Origin of the sequence: Desulfobotulus pelophilus (genome assembly GCF_026155325.1) — a bacterium.
Taxonomy (GTDB): domain Bacteria; phylum Desulfobacterota; class Desulfobacteria; order Desulfobacterales; family ASO4-4; genus Desulfobotulus; species Desulfobotulus pelophilus.
Genome location: NZ_JAPFPW010000002.1, coordinates 30,000 through 47,223, shown reverse-complemented (window position 1 = coordinate 47,223; position 17,224 = coordinate 30,000). Strand labels below are relative to the sequence as shown.

Genomic DNA, 17,224 nt, shown 5'->3' with positions numbered 1-17,224 from the left:
CCACACGGCCCTGAAAACGGCCCCTTTCACGAAATAAGACGGCCCATACGCCCCCAGCGGGGCCGCATCCGATCTCCATCCCATGACCAGTAAATAATAAAGGCCCTTCCCTTAACGGCACGGACATCCACATATCCCCAGAACCGGCTGTCACTGCTGCCATCCCGGTTATCCCCCATGGTGAAAAGCTTACCTTCCGGAACGCGGACCGGCCCCATGTTGTCTCTGGGGCTCATTTCCCTGCGATAGATCATACTGTCTTCAAAAACAGCATAGGTCTCATGGGGAACGGGGCTGTTATTTCTGTACAGCTGCTTGTCCCGAATCTCAATAAGATCACCCTCCACTCCCACAACCCGTTTAATAAAATCCTTACGTGGATCTTCAGGGTATGCAAAAACAATAATATCACCGTGGCCCGGCAACTTTTCGCCCAGAACGGGGCCGGTAAAAAAGGGAACATTCAACCCGTAAGACAGCTTATTCACAAGAATGTGATCACCGATCTGCAGGGTCTCCAGCATGGAACCCGAAGGGATTTTAAAAGCTTGAACACCGAAGGTACGGATTAGAAGGGCCAGTACAATGGCAATGATAATGGCTTCCACATTTTCACGCAGAACCGAAGGTTTTGGAGCTGAATGCATGGCCTCCGAAGTTGTCTTAGTTTTCACACGCATGCCTTATCGTAAATTTCCAGTGCTCCCGCTTTCAATCAAAAGGGCATAAAGCGCCATTTCTCAGCGGACCTTATACAGGGAACTCCAGCAGCCTTGGTCTGCAGCCAAAAAAATCCCCTCCCTGCAAAATCAGGAGGGGAGCTTGTTTCAGGCGGGACCGGGAAGAAGAAACTGAGGTTCTCCCAGAAAAAACTTCCCCCGTTCTATCCACTCCTTAAGAGTCAAGGCCACCTCTCTTCCTTTAACCATGCTGGATAAAGGGACGGTGGGGATGATTTTACCCTCAACGGTAATACTTCCACTCTTCAGGTCCGCGTAACTCACCTGCCCGTAGCTTCGGGAAACACCGTTGGGATAATCCATGGCATAATCCACCACCTGGGTGAATATCTCCGAATCTTTCACCCCTGTATACCTGGCCATTTCTTCATTCAGAACAGGAATAGGAATACCCAGACCAAGGGAAAGAGAGCATCCGTATCCCCGGATACTCGCCCCCCTGAGCCATTCAGATTTCATCTGTTTCATGTCTCCCATCACAAAAATAGTGCCGGAAGGCGTGGTCGGTATTCCGTTTTCCGTTCGCGGAGCTTGGGGCTTATGCTGGGTTCCCCACCAGGTGACATAGCCGACCCCACCTCCTAGAAAAATACGGGTTCCCAGCCCTATGGTGCGGTAACAGGGATCATTCATCAGCGGACTCAGGGCACCGGCACTGCAGTAATTGGCATTGGCCATCCTGGGCTTAAGCGTTCCCATATAGGTATAAATGGTTTTTTTAGTGGTATTGATGGCACAATTATAGTTCTGATAAGCATTTCTCGGATTGCATAAAAGTGCCTGGGGCAGATCCGCAAGCGTCAGGTCCTTTTCAAAAAAACGATTGGGGTAACAAGTTGTACCATACCCCTCTGAACGCATGTGTACCTTTTTCCCTGCCACAAGGTCCTCAATCACATGGCCGCCGCCGTAGTTAAAACTTCCGGGATAAACCTTATTCAGAGGATCTTCTTCCGTAGGTTCCGTTGCCCCGATATAGCAGTCCACGGCAGCCAGTCCTCCATAGGCAGGCACACCATTAAACCAGGTTTTTGACGCCTTAATGGTTGGCTGGGCGTGACCAAAGTTGAGAAAAGCCCCGGAAGAACACATGGGAGCAAAGGTACCCGTGGTCACAACATCCACTCTTCTGGCAGCCTTGACTGCACCTTCATTTTCTACAATATCAATCATTTCCTCTGCAGTTACCACCACAGCCTTGCCCGCAGCAATTTTCTCATTAATTTCCCGATAGGTTTTATTGACTTCAAATGCTCCCATAACTTCTCCCTGCTTCCACCCAACGGTGATGGAAGAAAAAACAGCCTGCTTTTCAGATTGTCATCCGGCCTGTTACAGCGGGATGGTACGAGGTAACGTTCTGTCACAGATCCTTTTTGCATCTCCTGCTCCGGAGAATTCCATCCTGCCAGTAGCAGAACCCGAAAAAAGAACTTCTTCCCTTCAGGTAAAACAACATCCGGCTGCACCGGAAAACTACATTCCGGTTTCTATATCACGGAGTTTCGATGCAATATTATTTTCAACCCAGTTGGGGTCCAACCACTCAATGGGATTCACAAAAGTGTTGTGCACGATCACCCCGAAGTGAAGATGATCCCCCCCAGCCATCCCGGTAAGACCGGTAAGGCCAAGGCTTTCACCCCTCTTAACCGTATCTCCCACACCAACGCCGATCTGGCTCATATGGGCATAATGGCTAAACAAACCGCACCCATGATCCAGAATAACATTTCCACCATAAATGCCAACGGTTTCTGCCATAACGACCTTGCCCGATGCCGCTGCGGGGATGGGCGACTGGGCTATGGAAGCCAGATCCACTCCCATGTGGAACTGCCGGTCAATCTCCTGCCCATTATAGTAATAAATTCTCCGATCCGCAAAACCGCCCCTGTTGGCGGCAGCAGGCAGGGGCAGAAAATGTCTGTCCCAGAGGATCTCCGGACTGGATTTCGCTGTGGCAGCAAAAATGGTTGCCTCATTTTTATCCCGGAGAACATTATTCACCTTAAGAAATTTCTCCAGAGGAGATTCCGGATCTCCTCCGGGGATCTGAAACTCGGGCATTTTCCAATTCAGAAAACGATCGCTTATGGTTATTTTATCTTCAGGGAAACGCCTGGCGTTAACATGGTGGGGGAAACCAGCCCGGCCGATATTACCGGCAAAATCTTCCGCGAGAATGAAAATTTCCTCGCCGGATCCCGGCTCATGTCCGAGACCGAAAAAAGAAAGATAAACATCCTTTTCCGGACCAAAGCCTCCGCAGCCAGGAAAAAAGTTTCCATCCACCGTTACACCACTGCGCACCACAGGCTCGGAAAGACGGTATCCCACAAGCCCGGCCCCTCCCTGCGCAAGATAGTGCCGACGTGTTACAACACGGATTTCCGGAGGCCTTGTATCCACACGCATTTCCCGTTCAAGATAGGATACATTACCCTTCAACCCCCCTCGCAAAGAGGCATCCCTCACACGTACCCTCAAGGTACCCGCGCCATCGGTGATCCCCAGCTGAGATGGAGTAAAGACAAAGGACAAGCGTACTTCATCAACACCGGTTGCACCGAGCAGGCTGCTTCCGGGAAAAAACTTTTGCTCCAGCACATGTTCCCTGCCATCCTTGAAGAAGGAAACCATCACTTCCTTCACACCCCGACCTTCATCTGTGATGTTCAGGCTAATTTCCTGATTATCCCCCACACTGGCATGCTCCATCAGCAGATGAATTTCCGGCTTTCGTCCTTCAAAACAGGTTATCAGCAACCAGACGAGCATACCAATCAGAACCCCCAGCATGGGCACAATTAACCAGCGCCTGCTGGTTCTTTCCCTTTTTTTCATCTTTACGCTTCCCCTCACGGATGGATTTTCTGCTGCATACATTCTGGTCGCAGACCATACCAGCTCGGCCATGGGGAATCAAGTAGAGAACCGGCCTGTCACAGTTTTTTTCGATGCCCCGGGATACATCGGCTTGACTTTTGCATAACAGAACGGTAGGAATAGAAAGATCCTTTCAAACCGCAGCAACGGACCACCCAACACAAGAGACAGACTATGAAAATTCAGCTACAGAATCAAACCATACCCTTGGGGCCAGCCTATCCTCTTCTCCTCATCGCAGGCCCCTGTGCCATAGAGAATCTTGATCTCTGCCTGTACATTGCCGACTTCATGAAAAAAGAAACCGAAAAAAGAAACATACCCTATATATTTAAAGCCTCCTTTGACAAGGCAAACCGGAGCAGCATCTCCTCTTTCAGGGGACCCGGCATAGAAGAGGGCCTGCGGATACTGGAAACCGTCCGAGACCGCACGGGAGTTCCAGTCATCTCAGATATTCACCTGCCCTCCCAGGCCGATGCGGCAGCAGAGGTTCTGGATATGATTCAGATACCTGCCTTTCTATGCCGACAGACGGACCTGCTCAGTGCCGCAGCCCGCACGGGCAAACCCGTCAATGTCAAAAAAGGACAGTTTCTTGCCCCATGGGATATGCAGAATGTCATCAGCAAGCTCACCCAGTCCGGCGCCCGGGAGATCCTGCTGACAGAACGAGGGGCAAGTTTCGGATACAACAACCTCGTGGTGGACTTCCGCAGCCTTCCCATTCTCAGCGGATTTGGCCATCCGGTTATTTTTGACGCCACCCACAGCGTACAGCTTCCTGGAGGTTCCGGCACCCAATCCTCCGGCCAGAGAGAGTTTGCTCCCGTGCTGGCCAGAAGTGCCGTAGCTGCCGGTGCGGACGGCATCTTTATCGAAACCCATCCGGAACCGGAAAAAGCCCTTTGTGACGGCGCCAACTCCCTGCATCTTGCCGCGCTACCCGCCCTTCTTGATCAGCTCTGCGCTATCAAAGAGATCCTCGGAGGGACCCGACCGTGAAAACCTCCTTCTCAGACATCTCCCTGCTGCTTCTGGATGTGGACGGCATTCTCACAACAGGAACGGTTATTTACAGTGACAGTGGCGAAGAAACCAAAATTTTCAACGTAAAGGACGGACTGGGGATACGGCTGCTCATGAATGCCGGAATCCAGGTCGGTATTGTTACGGGCAGGGCGGCACCTGCCCTGCGCCACCGGCTGGCCAATCTAGGCATAGAGCTGATCTGGGACGCCGTGCGGAACAAGGCTGCCATCCTTCCCGAAATCGTGAAGACCACCGGGCTGCAGCCCGAAGCCATGGCCTTTATGGGAGACGATCTTCCCGATCTTGGCCTGATGAAACGGGTAGGCCTTTCCATCACCGTACCTGACGCAGCTGCCGAGGTCCGAGACCGGGTACACTTCACCACCCGGAACTCCGGGGGCCATGGGGCTGTACGTGAAGTATGCGAAGCCATTCTGAAAGCCAAGGATCTCTGGCCTGCCATTGTGGAAAACGCTCTCCAATGAAGCCAGGGCGCCGTAAACGGATCTTTCTGATTTTGTTTGCCGCAGGGCTTATTACCACCACCCTTCTTCTTTTTCTGGTGGAGCGCCTGACCCTTCCGCTGCCTCCGGAATCCCTTCTTCAGCAATCGGATGTTTCCCTCTCCAATTTCCGTCATACGGCAACAGAAAACGGAAAAATTACCTGGATACTCACGGCAGACAGGGCTGACTATGACCGCAAGGGAGAGGCCGTGGGCCTGATCAATGTGCTCGTGACCTACATCACCGCAGAAGATATTCCCATCAGTGCCCGCGCCCGCTCTGGCCTTCTGCACATGACCTCTAAAGACATACTGCTCAAAGGATCCGTTACGGTGGAGCACCCGGAGTACACCCTTCTGAGCGAAGAACTCCATTACAAATCGGAAAATCAACAGCTCATATCTCCCGTTAAAACGGAAGTCCGGGGACAGGGACTCCAGGTTAAGTCCGATGCCGCCTCCTATGATATCCCCAAAAACCGGATCCGTTTTCAGGGGAATGTGAAAGGAATGGTCCATGATGCGCCGCCTTCTCCCTGACTTCCTGCGCTGCATACTGTCGCTTCTGTTTTTAGCGGCCCTGACCGGCCTCTTTCCAGCAGCTGCCCGCAGCACAGAACATCCAGGAGTTCTTCATTTTGAAAGCAGAGAGCAGGAATGGGAAACCCGGACCCGCCAGATCCATATGCAGGGAGAAGCCCGAATTTTCGGCAACGACGGTGATCTCCGGGCAGAAACCATCCGAATCCGATTCTTTCCCCAGTCCATGGATGCAACACCATCGCCGGACAAGCTGGAAAGCCTTACAGCCCAAGGCTTTGTGCGGGTAAGCTCTGAAGATCTGCAGGCCTTTGCTGACAAGGCCCGGTATGAGGGCCAGCCCCAGCATCTTTTTCTTGACGGAGCTCCTGCTGAAATCCTGCATCCGGATATCCACATTACCGGCAACAGCATCTTCTATGACCGCCTCAAGGAACGCATGGAGGTTCGGGGAACGAAACAAACCCCCACCACCCTGGAAGACCGTTCACCTGAAAGCAGGGAAACTGGACCCACAACGGCTTCGGCCCTCCTCCAGAAATGGGATTTTACGGAAAGAACCCTTACGCTAACCGGCAATGTCCATATTATTCAACCGGGAACGGATCTCAGGGCAGATACCATCACCATCCATTACAAAGAACAGGACAGCAACCCGGATCAGAAACCGGAAGCATCCTCCGCCCCCACCATCGAGAGGGCCATTGCGGAAGGAAAGGTTCAGCTGACCCAGCATGATGGCAATGCCTCCGGAGACAGGGCCATCTACACAGCTGAAGATGACACCGTTGTTCTGACGGGCAGTCCGGCCCGCATGGAACGCAGCGGAGGCAACATGCTGCAAGGTCCCATCATAGTGCTGGACAGAAAAACCGGAGAGGTCCAAATCTCCGGAGGGGCGTCAGGCACCCTGCACCCCGACAGCTCACCTTCTTTCTGATATTCCAAGGAGAGGACTCCATGCCCGTTTTACGACTGCAGGGACTAGAAAAGAAATACGGAAACCGCAAGGTGGTGGATGAGGTGTCCATTGACGTGGAAAGCCGTCAGGTCATTGGCCTTCTTGGCCCCAACGGTGCCGGTAAAACAACCACCTTCTATATGGCGGTAGGCCTCATCAGACCCGATGGCGGCAGGGTTTTCCTTGACGATAAGGATCTGACAGACTATCCCATGTACATGCGGGCGCGGTACGGAATCGGCTACCTGCCTCAGGAGGCATCCATATTCAGGAAGCTTTCTGTAAGGGATAATATTCTCATCATCCTTGAAAATCTTAACATGGGCCGATGGGAACGCAACCAGAAAGCAGATTCTCTGCTGGACGAACTCGGCATACGCCACCTGGCTACCCAGCCAGCAACGGTCCTTTCCGGCGGAGAACGCAGAAGGCTTGAAATTGCCCGGGTCCTCTCCACAGATCCGGCCTTTGTTCTTCTGGATGAGCCCTTTGCAGGCGTGGACCCCATGGCTGTCAGCGACATCCAGGGCATCATTGCCTATCTGACCCAGAGGGGTATTGGTGTACTTATATCTGATCACAATGTACGGGAAACTCTGGGGGTCTGCGATACAGCATTCATCCTGCATTCCGGTAAAGTTGTGGAGTCGGGCTCGCCCGAAGCCATTGCTTCCAGTCCCGTAGCCCGAAAAAACTACTTAGGAGACGGATTCCGGTTATAAAATGGCCATAGAACTCCGACAACAGCTTAAACTGACCCAGCAACTTGTCATGACACCCCAGCTGCAGCAGGCCATCAAACTGCTACAGCTTTCCCGGCTTGAACTTGTGGATGCCATCCAGCAGGAACTGGAACAAAACCCTGCCCTTGAGGAACGCATGGAAGCCCCTGAGCCGGAGACCCCGGAAACCCCGGAATCTCCTGCTACGGAAGAGGGTCTCAAGGAAGTGGAAATCGGGGAAACCGTCAGTCCTGAAACCGACTGGGACAGCTATCTGGATGAGTACAGCAGTGCCGGCAGGGTTCACTTTGAATCCGAGGAAAAAGACGGCCCACGCTACGAGAATTTTGTTTCCGGCAAGGAGAGCCTGCATGAACATCTGCTCTGGCAGCTTTCCATGGCGGAAACCGATATCCGTACCCAGCAGATTGCCAGCCTCATCATCGGAAACATCAACACAGACGGCTATCTCGATGCCACCCTGGAAGAAATCATTGAGGTATGCAACTGTCCCGAAGCAAAGGTCGGCAAAACCCTCTCCCTTGTCCAGTCCTTTGACCCTGCAGGCGTAGGAGCCCGTAACCTTAAGGAATGCCTGCTGCTGCAGACAGAACGACTCGGCATCCACTCAGAAATTGTTGAAAAAATCATCTCCCAACATCTCAAGCATCTTGAGAACAAAAATTTTAAAGCCATTGCCAAAAGCCTGAAGCTTCCCATAGAAACCATTATTGCTGCCGTCGCCGTCATTCGGTCGCTGGAACCCAAACCCGGCCGGGAGTATCATAATGAAGCCCCGGTTTATATTACACCGGATATCTATGTATACAGACAGAATGATGACTTCATTATAACCCTGAATGATGATGGTTTGCCAAGGCTGCATATCAACCCATATTATAAAAAAGCCATGCGCACCGGCGAAAAAATATCCGGGGAAACCAAAGATTATCTTCAGGAAAAAATGCGCTCCGCCTCGTGGCTGATCAAAAGTATCCAGCAGCGCCAGAAAACCATCTATAATGTAATGGAAAGCATTGTACGCTTTCAGAGGGACTTCTTTGAAAAAGGCATTACCCATTTAAAGCCCATGGTACTGAGGGATGTAGCCCAGGACATACAAATGCATGAATCCACCATCAGTCGGGTTACAACCAACAAATATGCCTACACACCACAGGGTCTTTTTGAGCTCAAGTATTTTTTCAACAGCTCCATAAACAGAGTTGAGGGAGAAGCCCTCGCATCGGCCAGCGTCCTTGAAAAAATCAAGCAGCTGGTGGAAAGCGAACATCCGCAAAATCCTTACAGCGATCTGAAACTAGCAGCCATTCTTGAAAAGGATCATAATATCCGCATTGCCAGAAGAACCATTGCCAAATACAGGGAAATTCTAAAAATTCTTCCCTCCAGCAAACGCAGACAGTACTGAGTCATATCAGTCGCAAACAGCATTGATCCTGCCGCAGAAACCATATCCGGCAGCGGCAGGACAGCCATAGAGGACTTCGAACCAAACCCACCAGGGAGGCCCATCATGAAGACAGCAGTGACCTTCAAAAACATCGAACCCTCGGAAGCACTCAAAGACTACGCCGCCAGCAAGCTTGCCCGGCTGGATAAACAATTTGACAGCCCGGCAGAGGCACAGGTAGTTTTATCCGTGGAAAAAATCCGTCACATTGCAGAAGTGCGCATAACCTGTGACCGTCTTAATCTTCAGGCTACGGAAGAAACGGAAAACATGTACGCAGCCCTTGACCTTGTGGTAGACAAACTCAAAAAACAGATCCGGCGAAGCAAAGAAAAGAAAAGAGAAAAACGCCCTGTCTCCAAAGGGGGAATTAAAGGCGCCGAGGCATCCATGGCAGAAGCTGCTGCCATCCGCCAGTCCGAAGAAGAGGAGCCAGCGGCCCCCTCTTCTCCACCGGGACTTGTGGTGGAATCCATGTATTTTAAACCCATGGACGCCGAGGAAGCAGCCATGCAACTTGCCATATCAGACAAAGACTTTATCGTATACACAGATGCACAAACCAACCAGGTAAATGTTCTCTACCTGCGAAAAGACGGGGATATGGGCCTGATTCAACCTACGGCCTGATTCCATCGCCCTGCCCTCTGGGAAGAAATCTTTCCAGAGGGCGCACGAAAAGGATCCTTTTCATGATTTTTCATGACAGCATACAAGGTTACACACGATGAAACTCCTGGATGTCCTGACCGACCAGACCATTCTCACGGATCTGCAGGCCCGGGATAAAATTACGGCATTGTCTGAACTGCTTGCGCCCCTATGCCACGCGAACACACCCCCCAGAGAAGCCCTGATAGAGGTGCTGCTGGAAAGGGAACGACTGGGCAGCACAGGCATTGGAAATGGGATTGCCATTCCCCATGGTAAACTGGAGGGCATCGGGGATCTTATCCTTATTTTTGGAAAAAGCCGCCGGGGAGTCTCCTTTGATGCCATGGACAACAAACCCGTGCATATCTTTTTCGTCATACTGACACCCGCTGCATCCACAGGCCTGCACCTTAAGGTTCTCGCCAGAATTTCCAGGCTTTTGAGGGATCCAGCCATAAGGGACGCGCTCCGTAGGGCATCCAGTGCCGACATGGTCCGTGCTGCCATCGCACCTATGGATGAAGATTTTTAGAAACAAACACCCACTACATGAAAACAAGCAGGCCCCATGGAAGCTAACGGAAAAATAATTGTAATTACAGGACTTTCCGGATCTGGGAAAAGCACGGCTGCAGCGGCTCTCGAAGACGCAGGCTTCTATTGCGTAGACAACCTGCCCGTTTCCCTTCTCCCTAAATTCCTTGAACTGCGTATCCACAGCGGCTCTACGGACTTCAATGGCCTCGGCTTTATCATGGACATCCGGGAAAAAAGCTTCATCGAAAGCCATGCCCGCATCTTTACAGAAATCCGCAACCAGGGCTGGAGTTTTCAGCTCATATTCCTCGACACGAGGGAAGATGTACTTCTGGATCGTTTCAGCCAGACCCGGCGTCAGCACCCCCTTGCCCAGAGCAGTTCCCTGCTGGACGGTATTCGGGAAGAAATTCTACGAATGTCCCCCTTGAAGGAAAATGCCGATCACGTCATTGACACCTCTGAAACAACAGTACACAGCCTCAAAGCACTGATCATGGGCATCGCCCAGCACTGCATCTCCACAGACACCCTCCGGATAGACCTGTTAAGTTTCGGCTTCAAATACGGACTACCCAGAAACATGGATCTTCTTATGGATGTGCGCTTTCTGGCTAACCCCTATTTCAATCCGGATCTCAGGGACCTCACAGGAGAAGATCCGGCTGTACGGGACTTCATCCTGTTCCAGGAGGAAACACAGCTCTTTCTACAAAAATACCTCGACCTTCTTGACTATTTGATCCCTTTGTATAAAAGAGAGGGCAAAGCTTATCTCACCCTGGGGATAGGCTGTACCGGTGGACGACACAGGTCCGTTGCCATAGCCCGTCGTATCTTTGAATACCTGCAGGGACGGGTCGGCCAGATTGGCATCAGTCACAGGGATATCCTGCGCCAGTCCGCCTTCGCCTGACACGAACCCTTAATCGGGAAATAAAAATTGATGATCGGAATTACCGTTGTAACCCACTGCCAGCTGGGTCAGGCACTGATTGATGCTGCAGAGTTCATTCTTGGCGAAAAACCTCAGCTTGTCAGTTCCGTATCCGTCAACATCCGTGAGGATGCAGACACGATCCGCAAAACCATTGCCGAGACCCTGAAAAAAATGGATCAGGGACAAGGCCTGCTGATTCTCACGGACATGTTCGGCGGCAGCCCTTCCAACTTAAGCTATTCTTTTCTGGAAGAAGGAAGGATAGAGGTAATCAGCGGTGTCAACCTGCCCCTCCTCATCCGCGCCATCAGCTTACGAAAGCGTGTTCCTATCCACGAGATAGGAACACAGCTGGAAGCCCATGGGAAACGCAGTATTACGCTAGCCAGTGGAGTACTGAAAGGAATGCCCCGCAGTGCCCAGAAGGGATAACACCCTCATCCGCCCCATGGTTTCCGAAGATCTCGCCTGTATCACAGAACTCGAGGGATCCCTTTTCCCCTTCCCATGGAAAAAACAGGATTTCATGGCAGAGCTTCTTTTTCCGGGAGCCCTGTGCAAGGTGGTCATTATGGGACAACGCCCCATAGCCTACCTGTGCAGCAGGGACGTGGCCGATGGCATTGAGATCTTAAAGATCGCCGTACATCCGGACTGCAGGCACAGGGGGATTGCACGCACCCTCATACAGGAAACTTTTATCAGGGCCGCTGCTTCCGACTGGCCCCTTATCTTTCTTGAAGTGGCTCAAAACAATACCGCAGCCCAGGCTTTCTACCGCAACCTGGGCTTTACCTCTACTGGTATCCGCAAACAATATTATCCCGATGGCACAGATGCCATCAATATGATCAAGACCCTGAAGGAGGAGTCATGACTGTTAAAGTCGCCATCAATGGCCTGGGACGTATCGGCCGCGTGGTATTCCGCTGTGCCATGGACCACCCGGATGTGGAAATTGCTGCCATCAATGATCTCACCACACCGGAAACCATGGCCCACCTGCTGGCCTATGATTCCGTGCATGGCAGACTCAATGCCTCGATAGAAGCACGGGAGGATGCCATTATTGTTAATGGGCGTACCATCCCATTCTTTTCCAAGAAAGATCCGTCCGAGCTGCCATGGAAGGAGCTTGGCATCAACATCGTGGCAGAATGCACAGGCATGTTCCGGGACAGGGAAAAAGCCGCCGCCCATCTAAAAGCAGGCGCTGAAAGAGTTATCATTTCAGCGCCGGGGCAAAATCCTGATGCCACCTTTGTCATGGGAGTCAACGAAGACACCTTCCGCCCCGAAAAACATTTCATTGTCTCCAACGCATCCTGCACCACCAACTGCCTGGCTCCCGTCGCCAAAATTCTCATGGAAAACTTCGGCATACGCCAGGGACTCATGACCACCATTCATTCCTACACAGGGGACCAGCGAATTCTGGATTTCCCCCATAAGGACCTTCGCCGGGCAAGGGCTGCAGGACTCTCTATGGTCCCCACCACCACCGGTGCCGCCAAAGCCGTGGGGCTTGTACTCCCATCCCTTCAGGGCCGACTCAATGGGCTCTCCATTCGCGTACCTACCCCCAATGTGTCCATGATCGATCTTGTAGTCAACACGGAAAGCAGGGGCCTCACAAAAGCCGTAGTGAATGCTGCCCTTAAAACCGCCAGCGAAGGCTCCCTGAAAGGAATTCTAGGGTTTGAGGAAAAACCGCTGGTTTCCATGGACTTCAACGGCTGCCACCTCTCCTCCATTGTGGACGCACCCACCACTGAAACCATTGGGGAAGACATGGTCAAGGTACTGGCATGGTACGACAATGAAACCGGCTATTCCCAGCGAATGGTGGACCTTGCCGCACATATCGGAAAGGCATCATAATCGGGAGAAAGGTAGATACCATGGATCGTAGAACATTCATTGTCGCCAACTGGAAAATGCATAAAACACCTGAAGAAGCGGCACAGACAGCAGAGTCCATCATTACCAGCCTCTCCAGCCTTCCGGCCACGGCGGATATTGCCCTTGCTCCATCTTTCCCTGCCCTCCTGACCGTAGCGGAGAAACTTAAGGATACACCTTTTCTCCTGGCAGCCCAAAACGTTCACACAGAACCGCAAGGGGCCTTTACGGGAGAAATTTCCGCACCCATGCTGAAGGCATGCGGCTGTCAGTTCGTCATAGTGGGCCACTCTGAGCGCCGCCAGTATTCTTCAGAAACGGATAGTCTTATCCAAAAAAAGATACGGGCATCAATTCTAAATAAAATCGGACCGATTCTCTGTGTCGGCGAAAGTGATGCTCAGAGAAATGAAGGACGTACTTTCAAAGTACTTGACAAACAGGTGCGCGAAGCGGTAAAAGGCCTCTCCGTGACGGACGCGGAATTTCTGATCCTAGCATATGAACCTATATGGGCCATTGGAACAGGAAAAACCGCCAGCGTGGATCAGGTTCAGGAGGTCCATGCTTTTTTGCGGGAAACCTTGGCAGACTGCTTTGAAAAAGACCTTGCCAAGCGCATACGGATTCTGTATGGTGGCAGCGTTAAACCATCCAATATCAAAGAGTTAATAGCTCTTTCCGATGTTGATGGTGCCCTTGTGGGCGGCGCAAGCCTCGATCCCGAAACCTTCGTCTCCCTGATCAGAAACGGACTGTACTAATGACGACCCTGCTCGTTACGCTTCATGTGATTATATGCTTCACCCTGATACTCATCGTTCTGCTTCAGGCCGGTAAAGGTGCTGAAATGGGTGCTGCCTTTGGGAGTGGATCCAGTCAGGCACTGCTTGGTCCTTCCGGTGGACAGACTCTCATGGGTAAAATAACAACAGGCATTGCCATTCTGTTTATGCTGACTTCTTTAAGTCTTGCTTATATTTCCGGCAACAAGCAGGAAACCTCTGTTATGCCGAGCACAGGCATTAGCCAGCCGGCAGCACAGTCGGTCCCAGTGGAATAAGTTTCTATGCCGAAGTGGTGGAATAGGTAGACACGCTGTGTTGAGGGCGCAGTGGGGAGACCCGTGCCGGTTCAAGTCCGGCCTTCGGTACCATAATAAGTTATTATTGTTAGTTGTGCTCTTCGATTGATGATTACTTGCCTGCTATTTGTATGTAAGTAATCCTAAGTTCAGGTGGGGTTCCCGAGCGGTCAAAGGGAGCAGACTGTAAATCTGCCGGCCAAGCCTTCGGAGGTTCAAATCCTCCCCCCACCACCATGCGTCCCCATCGTCTAGCCCGGTCCAGGACACCGGCCTTTCACGCCGGCGACAGGGGTTCGAATCCCCTTGGGGACGCCAAAAATATGCCGAAGTGGTGGAATAGGTAGACACGCTGTGTTGAGGGCGCAGTGGGGAGACCCGTGCCGGTTCAAGTCCGGCCTTCGGTACCATATTTTACAATATCTAGTATATTCTTACATGTAGTGCCTGTGTCATTTTCATTGCTATCACATTGAAAATGACATTTTATTCGGGGTGGGGTTCCCGAGCGGTCAAAGGGAGCAGACTGTAAATCTGCCGGCCAAGCCTTCGGAGGTTCAAATCCTCCCCCCACCACCATGCGTCCCCATCGTCTAGCCCGGTCCAGGACACCGGCCTTTCACGCCGGCGACAGGGGTTCGAATCCCCTTGGGGACGCCACTTATCTTTCCGAATCCTGCCTGCTTTCTGCGAAAAATTTCAGATAATCCATCAAATCACGGGAAGCCTTTTTTGCCATCTCGCAATCTCCCCGGGAAACAGAACAAAGAACACGGTGATACAATAATGCTCCCCTGCGTGAATCGGCAGCCCCTTTGTTCATAAACCAGAACCGTCTTGACCTGCTGAGAAGCGGACTCATGGCCTGAGCAAAAAAAAGATTCTGGGTGGCCGTGACAAGGCAGTCATGAATCTCCCTGAGACAGTTCAATACCTCGGCATCATCATCCAGCATGGCAGCTTCCATAATGCCTTTCCCCAGAACGAGCATCTGTATTTTTTGCTCTTCTGTTGCCCTCATTGCGGCATGCTGTACACAGGCACCCTCGATGGCCCGCCTCACTTCCAGAACCCGCAACTGATCCTTCACTGTCAGAGGAGCAACCTGAATACCACGGCGGGCATGCACCTCCACCATGCGATCATGAGAAAGCCGCTGCAGAGCCTCCCTTACGGGAGTTCGCCCCAGCCCCAGACGCATGGCCAGCTGTTTTTCCGTATACAAACGTTGTGCTTCCAGTTCATTAAACACTATCATTTTCTCAAGCCCCGCACGGGCCTGTTCCGCAAGGGACCGGATCCTCATTGCCTTCCTCCCGTCGTATTTCTGAATTATCCGGAACCGGACCCAAGAAAAAGTGCCGTAAGGCGCTTGGTTCTTTCAATAATTTTTTCATAATACGATGCGTTACGCTGAAGATAGTAGTAAACTTCAAGACCGGGGTTCCCCGTTTTATATTTCCGCATAAAAGCATTCAGAGCAAAGGGAGACTGAAAACGACGCACATACAGCTCACCCCATGCATTGGCAAAAATAACCCCCAGGTCATTGATGTCCTTCTCATAAGGACTTTTTTCAAAGCTGATCACAATCAGAATCTTGGTAAAGCGCTCTGCCTTCAGAAAAACGTCCGCATCCCTTTCCACAACATCGCAGACACCAAAAATATCTTTAATCTTTTCAGAAAGATTAATAATTTCCTGGAGACTTACACTGGTAGCGTTGGGTTCCATACGCATAGCTGTTCGGTCATAGAGACCATTCCATACACCAAAGGCAACGGCCTCCAGTATGTTCACTTCTGCCAGCAGGGGCACCTCGCGCCCTGAACCGGAGTAAAGTTTCCATCCAGACCCGGACCAGACAAACTCCAGGGAGGCTAAATTAAAGGCTTGGCCTGGCCTTGGCAGATGCACCACCTTGAACTTTTTTTTCTGATAAATCGCCGTGATCCTTCGACCCAGCACCGTAAGATCCCGACGGTCCATAATGCTGGCTACCCCGGCTGCTTTTCGGACAATGTCCTCGTAAAAACGGAACAGGCGCAGCATCATCATTTTTCCCAACCGAACCTGCCTGGCCGCATCCCACTCTTCAAAAGCATCCAGTTCAAAACAGTCGTCGTGGGAAAGCCCTGCCGTCTGTACAAACCCCTGAGACTGGGCCTTTCGCATGGAACGCTTGGTTTCAAAGGCTGTTAAGCTGCACCGCAGATAAAAACAACGGACCAGCAGCCTGTGTTCATCGTCAGGAAGCTGTGATCCGTACTCCCGAAGGATAAGTTCCATGGAAAAGCTGACAGGATCCTGAAAGCCCCTTTCCTCGCCCAGCACCTGCTCCCGGAACCGGTGGCAGGGCAGGACCTCATGGGGACGATCAAGATACATGTGAAGAAAAGTCATTTTAATGACAGACTTCAGAGGACTTGTCAGTGCCTTGTGCAGCTGCCAGAGGGCCGCCCCCAAAAACTCCTGATAGCTTACCGTATCCAGACCTCCAAGATTGACAAGATCATCGCAGAGACGCCCTCCCTCACATACACCCGCCCAAGTCTCTTCGTAAGAAAGGACTCCTTCCCTATCCCAGCAGACCCACCAGAACGGAACTTTACCCAGGATGACAATAGATGTACGGTAAAATTCTTCTTTCAGAACATTTTTCTGTGCAGATCCGGAGCCCTCGTCCACCGCACGACCAAAATCACCCCGGCGGATGGCCTCCAGATCCGACAAAAAAAAATATACCGGCATGCGACAATGCGTATCCAGCCAGTCTTTGATAATATTGACCTTCTGTTGCAGTACTTTCCATCCCTCCATGCCAATAACCTTGCTGTCACAGCAGATCCATATATCACAATCGGAATCCTGGGTCTGGGCCAGGGTGCCAGCGCTCCCGATGGAGTAAAGCCCTTCAATGGACCGCACTGCTTTTCGGGCAAAAAGAACGGCATCACCCACACCAAAAAGACGGCGAAAAGAAGAATCTCTTTTTTTGATTTCAGCACTGCGATCCACACCATGAACCCTGAAGGAATGGCGTGCTCCATCAATATATCCCGGCACTTTGGGATGATTAACGCTCAGCATCCAAGGAAGAAGATAGAGAATCTGTACAGCTTCTCTGGGGCTGCATTCCACAAACATTCTATGGCGATCTTTATTGTAAGATTCAAATTTTTTAAGATTTCGAATAATCTTTTGTTCTATCACAGGGCGCATGCTCCGATATCTTGTCATCCAT

General features: G+C 51.5%; 19 protein-coding genes and 6 tRNA genes. 20 read left to right on the top strand and 5 right to left on the bottom strand.

What is annotated here, in order from left to right; all coding sequences use genetic code 11:
- Positions 1-26: 26 nt before the first annotated feature.
- The 3 genes from lepB to OOT00_RS02405 form a co-directional block, all read right to left on the bottom strand.
- Positions 27-680 carry a signal peptidase I gene (lepB, locus tag OOT00_RS02415; protein ID WP_438266391.1) on the bottom strand — a complete coding sequence of 218 codons (654 nt, stop codon included), beginning with the start codon at positions 678-680 and terminating at the stop codon, positions 27-29.
- 147 nt (positions 681-827) lie between these two features.
- Positions 828-2,000 (bottom strand): homocysteine biosynthesis protein, encoded by a 1,173-nt coding sequence (locus tag OOT00_RS02410; protein ID WP_265423693.1) that lies wholly within the window; start codon positions 1,998-2,000, stop codon positions 828-830.
- A gap of 216 nt (positions 2,001-2,216) precedes the next feature.
- Positions 2,217-3,587, bottom strand: coding sequence for a M23 family metallopeptidase (locus OOT00_RS02405; RefSeq protein ID WP_265423692.1), 1,371 nt, complete (start codon positions 3,585-3,587; stop codon positions 2,217-2,219).
- Between the two features lie 216 nt (positions 3,588-3,803).
- Here OOT00_RS02405 and kdsA point away from each other — a divergent pair, with 216 nt between their 5' ends.
- From kdsA to OOT00_RS02305, 20 genes are all read left to right on the top strand, one after another.
- The gene (gene kdsA / locus OOT00_RS02400; protein ID WP_265423691.1) at positions 3,804-4,634 is read left to right on the top strand and encodes a 3-deoxy-8-phosphooctulonate synthase; all 831 of its coding nucleotides are present in this window, start codon (positions 3,804-3,806) and stop codon (positions 4,632-4,634) included.
- Positions 4,631-5,146: a KdsC family phosphatase gene (locus OOT00_RS02395; protein WP_265423690.1), complete on the top strand. Its 516-nt coding sequence runs from the start codon at positions 4,631-4,633 to the stop codon at positions 5,144-5,146. Before kdsA ends, OOT00_RS02395 begins: the two co-directional genes overlap by 4 nt.
- Positions 5,143-5,706, top strand: coding sequence for an LPS export ABC transporter periplasmic protein LptC (lptC, locus tag OOT00_RS02390; RefSeq protein ID WP_265423689.1), 564 nt, complete (start codon positions 5,143-5,145; stop codon positions 5,704-5,706). Before OOT00_RS02395 ends, lptC begins: the two co-directional genes overlap by 4 nt.
- The gene (locus OOT00_RS02385; RefSeq protein ID WP_265423688.1) at positions 5,684-6,646 is read left to right on the top strand and encodes an LptA/OstA family protein; all 963 of its coding nucleotides are present in this window, start codon (positions 5,684-5,686) and stop codon (positions 6,644-6,646) included. The genes lptC and OOT00_RS02385 overlap by 23 nt, the downstream gene beginning before the upstream one ends.
- Before the next feature lie 20 nt (positions 6,647-6,666).
- Positions 6,667-7,389: an LPS export ABC transporter ATP-binding protein gene (lptB, locus tag OOT00_RS02380; protein WP_265423687.1), complete on the top strand. Its 723-nt coding sequence runs from the start codon at positions 6,667-6,669 to the stop codon at positions 7,387-7,389.
- 1 nt (position 7,390) lies between these two features.
- Positions 7,391-8,821 (top strand): RNA polymerase factor sigma-54, encoded by a 1,431-nt coding sequence (gene rpoN, locus OOT00_RS02375; protein WP_265423686.1) that lies wholly within the window; start codon positions 7,391-7,393, stop codon positions 8,819-8,821.
- Positions 8,822-8,926: 105 nt separating this feature from the next.
- Positions 8,927-9,493 (top strand): ribosome hibernation-promoting factor, HPF/YfiA family, encoded by a 567-nt coding sequence (gene hpf / locus OOT00_RS02370; RefSeq protein WP_265423685.1) that lies wholly within the window; start codon positions 8,927-8,929, stop codon positions 9,491-9,493.
- Positions 9,494-9,590: 97 nt separating this feature from the next.
- Positions 9,591-10,049, top strand: coding sequence for a PTS sugar transporter subunit IIA (locus OOT00_RS02365; RefSeq protein ID WP_265423684.1), 459 nt, complete (start codon positions 9,591-9,593; stop codon positions 10,047-10,049).
- 36 nt (positions 10,050-10,085) lie between these two features.
- The gene (gene rapZ, locus OOT00_RS02360; protein ID WP_265423683.1) at positions 10,086-10,970 is read left to right on the top strand and encodes an RNase adapter RapZ; all 885 of its coding nucleotides are present in this window, start codon (positions 10,086-10,088) and stop codon (positions 10,968-10,970) included.
- Positions 10,971-11,000: 30 nt separating this feature from the next.
- Positions 11,001-11,426, top strand: a complete 426-nt coding sequence (locus tag OOT00_RS02355; protein WP_265423682.1) for a PTS sugar transporter subunit IIA — start codon at positions 11,001-11,003, stop codon at positions 11,424-11,426.
- Positions 11,410-11,871: a ribosomal protein S18-alanine N-acetyltransferase gene (gene rimI, locus OOT00_RS02350; protein ID WP_265423681.1), complete on the top strand. Its 462-nt coding sequence runs from the start codon at positions 11,410-11,412 to the stop codon at positions 11,869-11,871. The genes OOT00_RS02355 and rimI overlap by 17 nt, the downstream gene beginning before the upstream one ends.
- A complete protein-coding gene (gene gap / locus OOT00_RS02345) occupies positions 11,868-12,875 on the top strand; it encodes a type I glyceraldehyde-3-phosphate dehydrogenase (RefSeq protein WP_265423680.1) in 1,008 nt (335 codons plus the stop codon). Before rimI ends, gap begins: the two co-directional genes overlap by 4 nt.
- A gap of 20 nt (positions 12,876-12,895) precedes the next feature.
- Positions 12,896-13,660 carry a triose-phosphate isomerase gene (gene tpiA, locus OOT00_RS02340; protein ID WP_265423679.1) on the top strand — a complete coding sequence of 255 codons (765 nt, stop codon included), beginning with the start codon at positions 12,896-12,898 and terminating at the stop codon, positions 13,658-13,660.
- Positions 13,660-13,959: a preprotein translocase subunit SecG gene (gene secG / locus OOT00_RS02335; protein ID WP_265423678.1), complete on the top strand. Its 300-nt coding sequence runs from the start codon at positions 13,660-13,662 to the stop codon at positions 13,957-13,959. The genes tpiA and secG overlap by 1 nt, the downstream gene beginning before the upstream one ends.
- An 8-nt stretch (positions 13,960-13,967) precedes the next feature.
- Positions 13,968-14,052 (top strand) — tRNA-Leu (locus OOT00_RS02330).
- 80 nt (positions 14,053-14,132) lie between these two features.
- Positions 14,133-14,217, top strand: a tRNA-Tyr gene (locus OOT00_RS02325).
- A gap of 3 nt (positions 14,218-14,220) precedes the next feature.
- Positions 14,221-14,298: transfer RNA gene (locus OOT00_RS02320), tRNA-Glu, on the top strand.
- A gap of 7 nt (positions 14,299-14,305) precedes the next feature.
- Positions 14,306-14,390, top strand: a tRNA-Leu gene (locus OOT00_RS02315).
- Positions 14,391-14,474: 84 nt separating this feature from the next.
- Positions 14,475-14,559: transfer RNA gene (locus OOT00_RS02310), tRNA-Tyr, on the top strand.
- Positions 14,560-14,562: 3 nt separating this feature from the next.
- A tRNA-Glu gene (locus tag OOT00_RS02305) sits at positions 14,563-14,640 on the top strand.
- 1 nt (position 14,641) lies between these two features.
- Here the strand turns inward: OOT00_RS02305 and OOT00_RS02300 are convergent.
- The gene (locus tag OOT00_RS02300) at positions 14,642-15,286 is read right to left on the bottom strand and encodes a GntR family transcriptional regulator (RefSeq protein WP_265423677.1); all 645 of its coding nucleotides are present in this window, start codon (positions 15,284-15,286) and stop codon (positions 14,642-14,644) included.
- A gap of 26 nt (positions 15,287-15,312) precedes the next feature.
- On the bottom strand, positions 15,313-17,202 hold the full coding sequence (locus OOT00_RS02295; protein WP_265423676.1) for a class I adenylate cyclase domain-containing protein: 1,890 nt from the start codon (positions 17,200-17,202) through the stop codon (positions 15,313-15,315).
- Between the last annotated feature and the right edge of the window lie 22 nt (positions 17,203-17,224).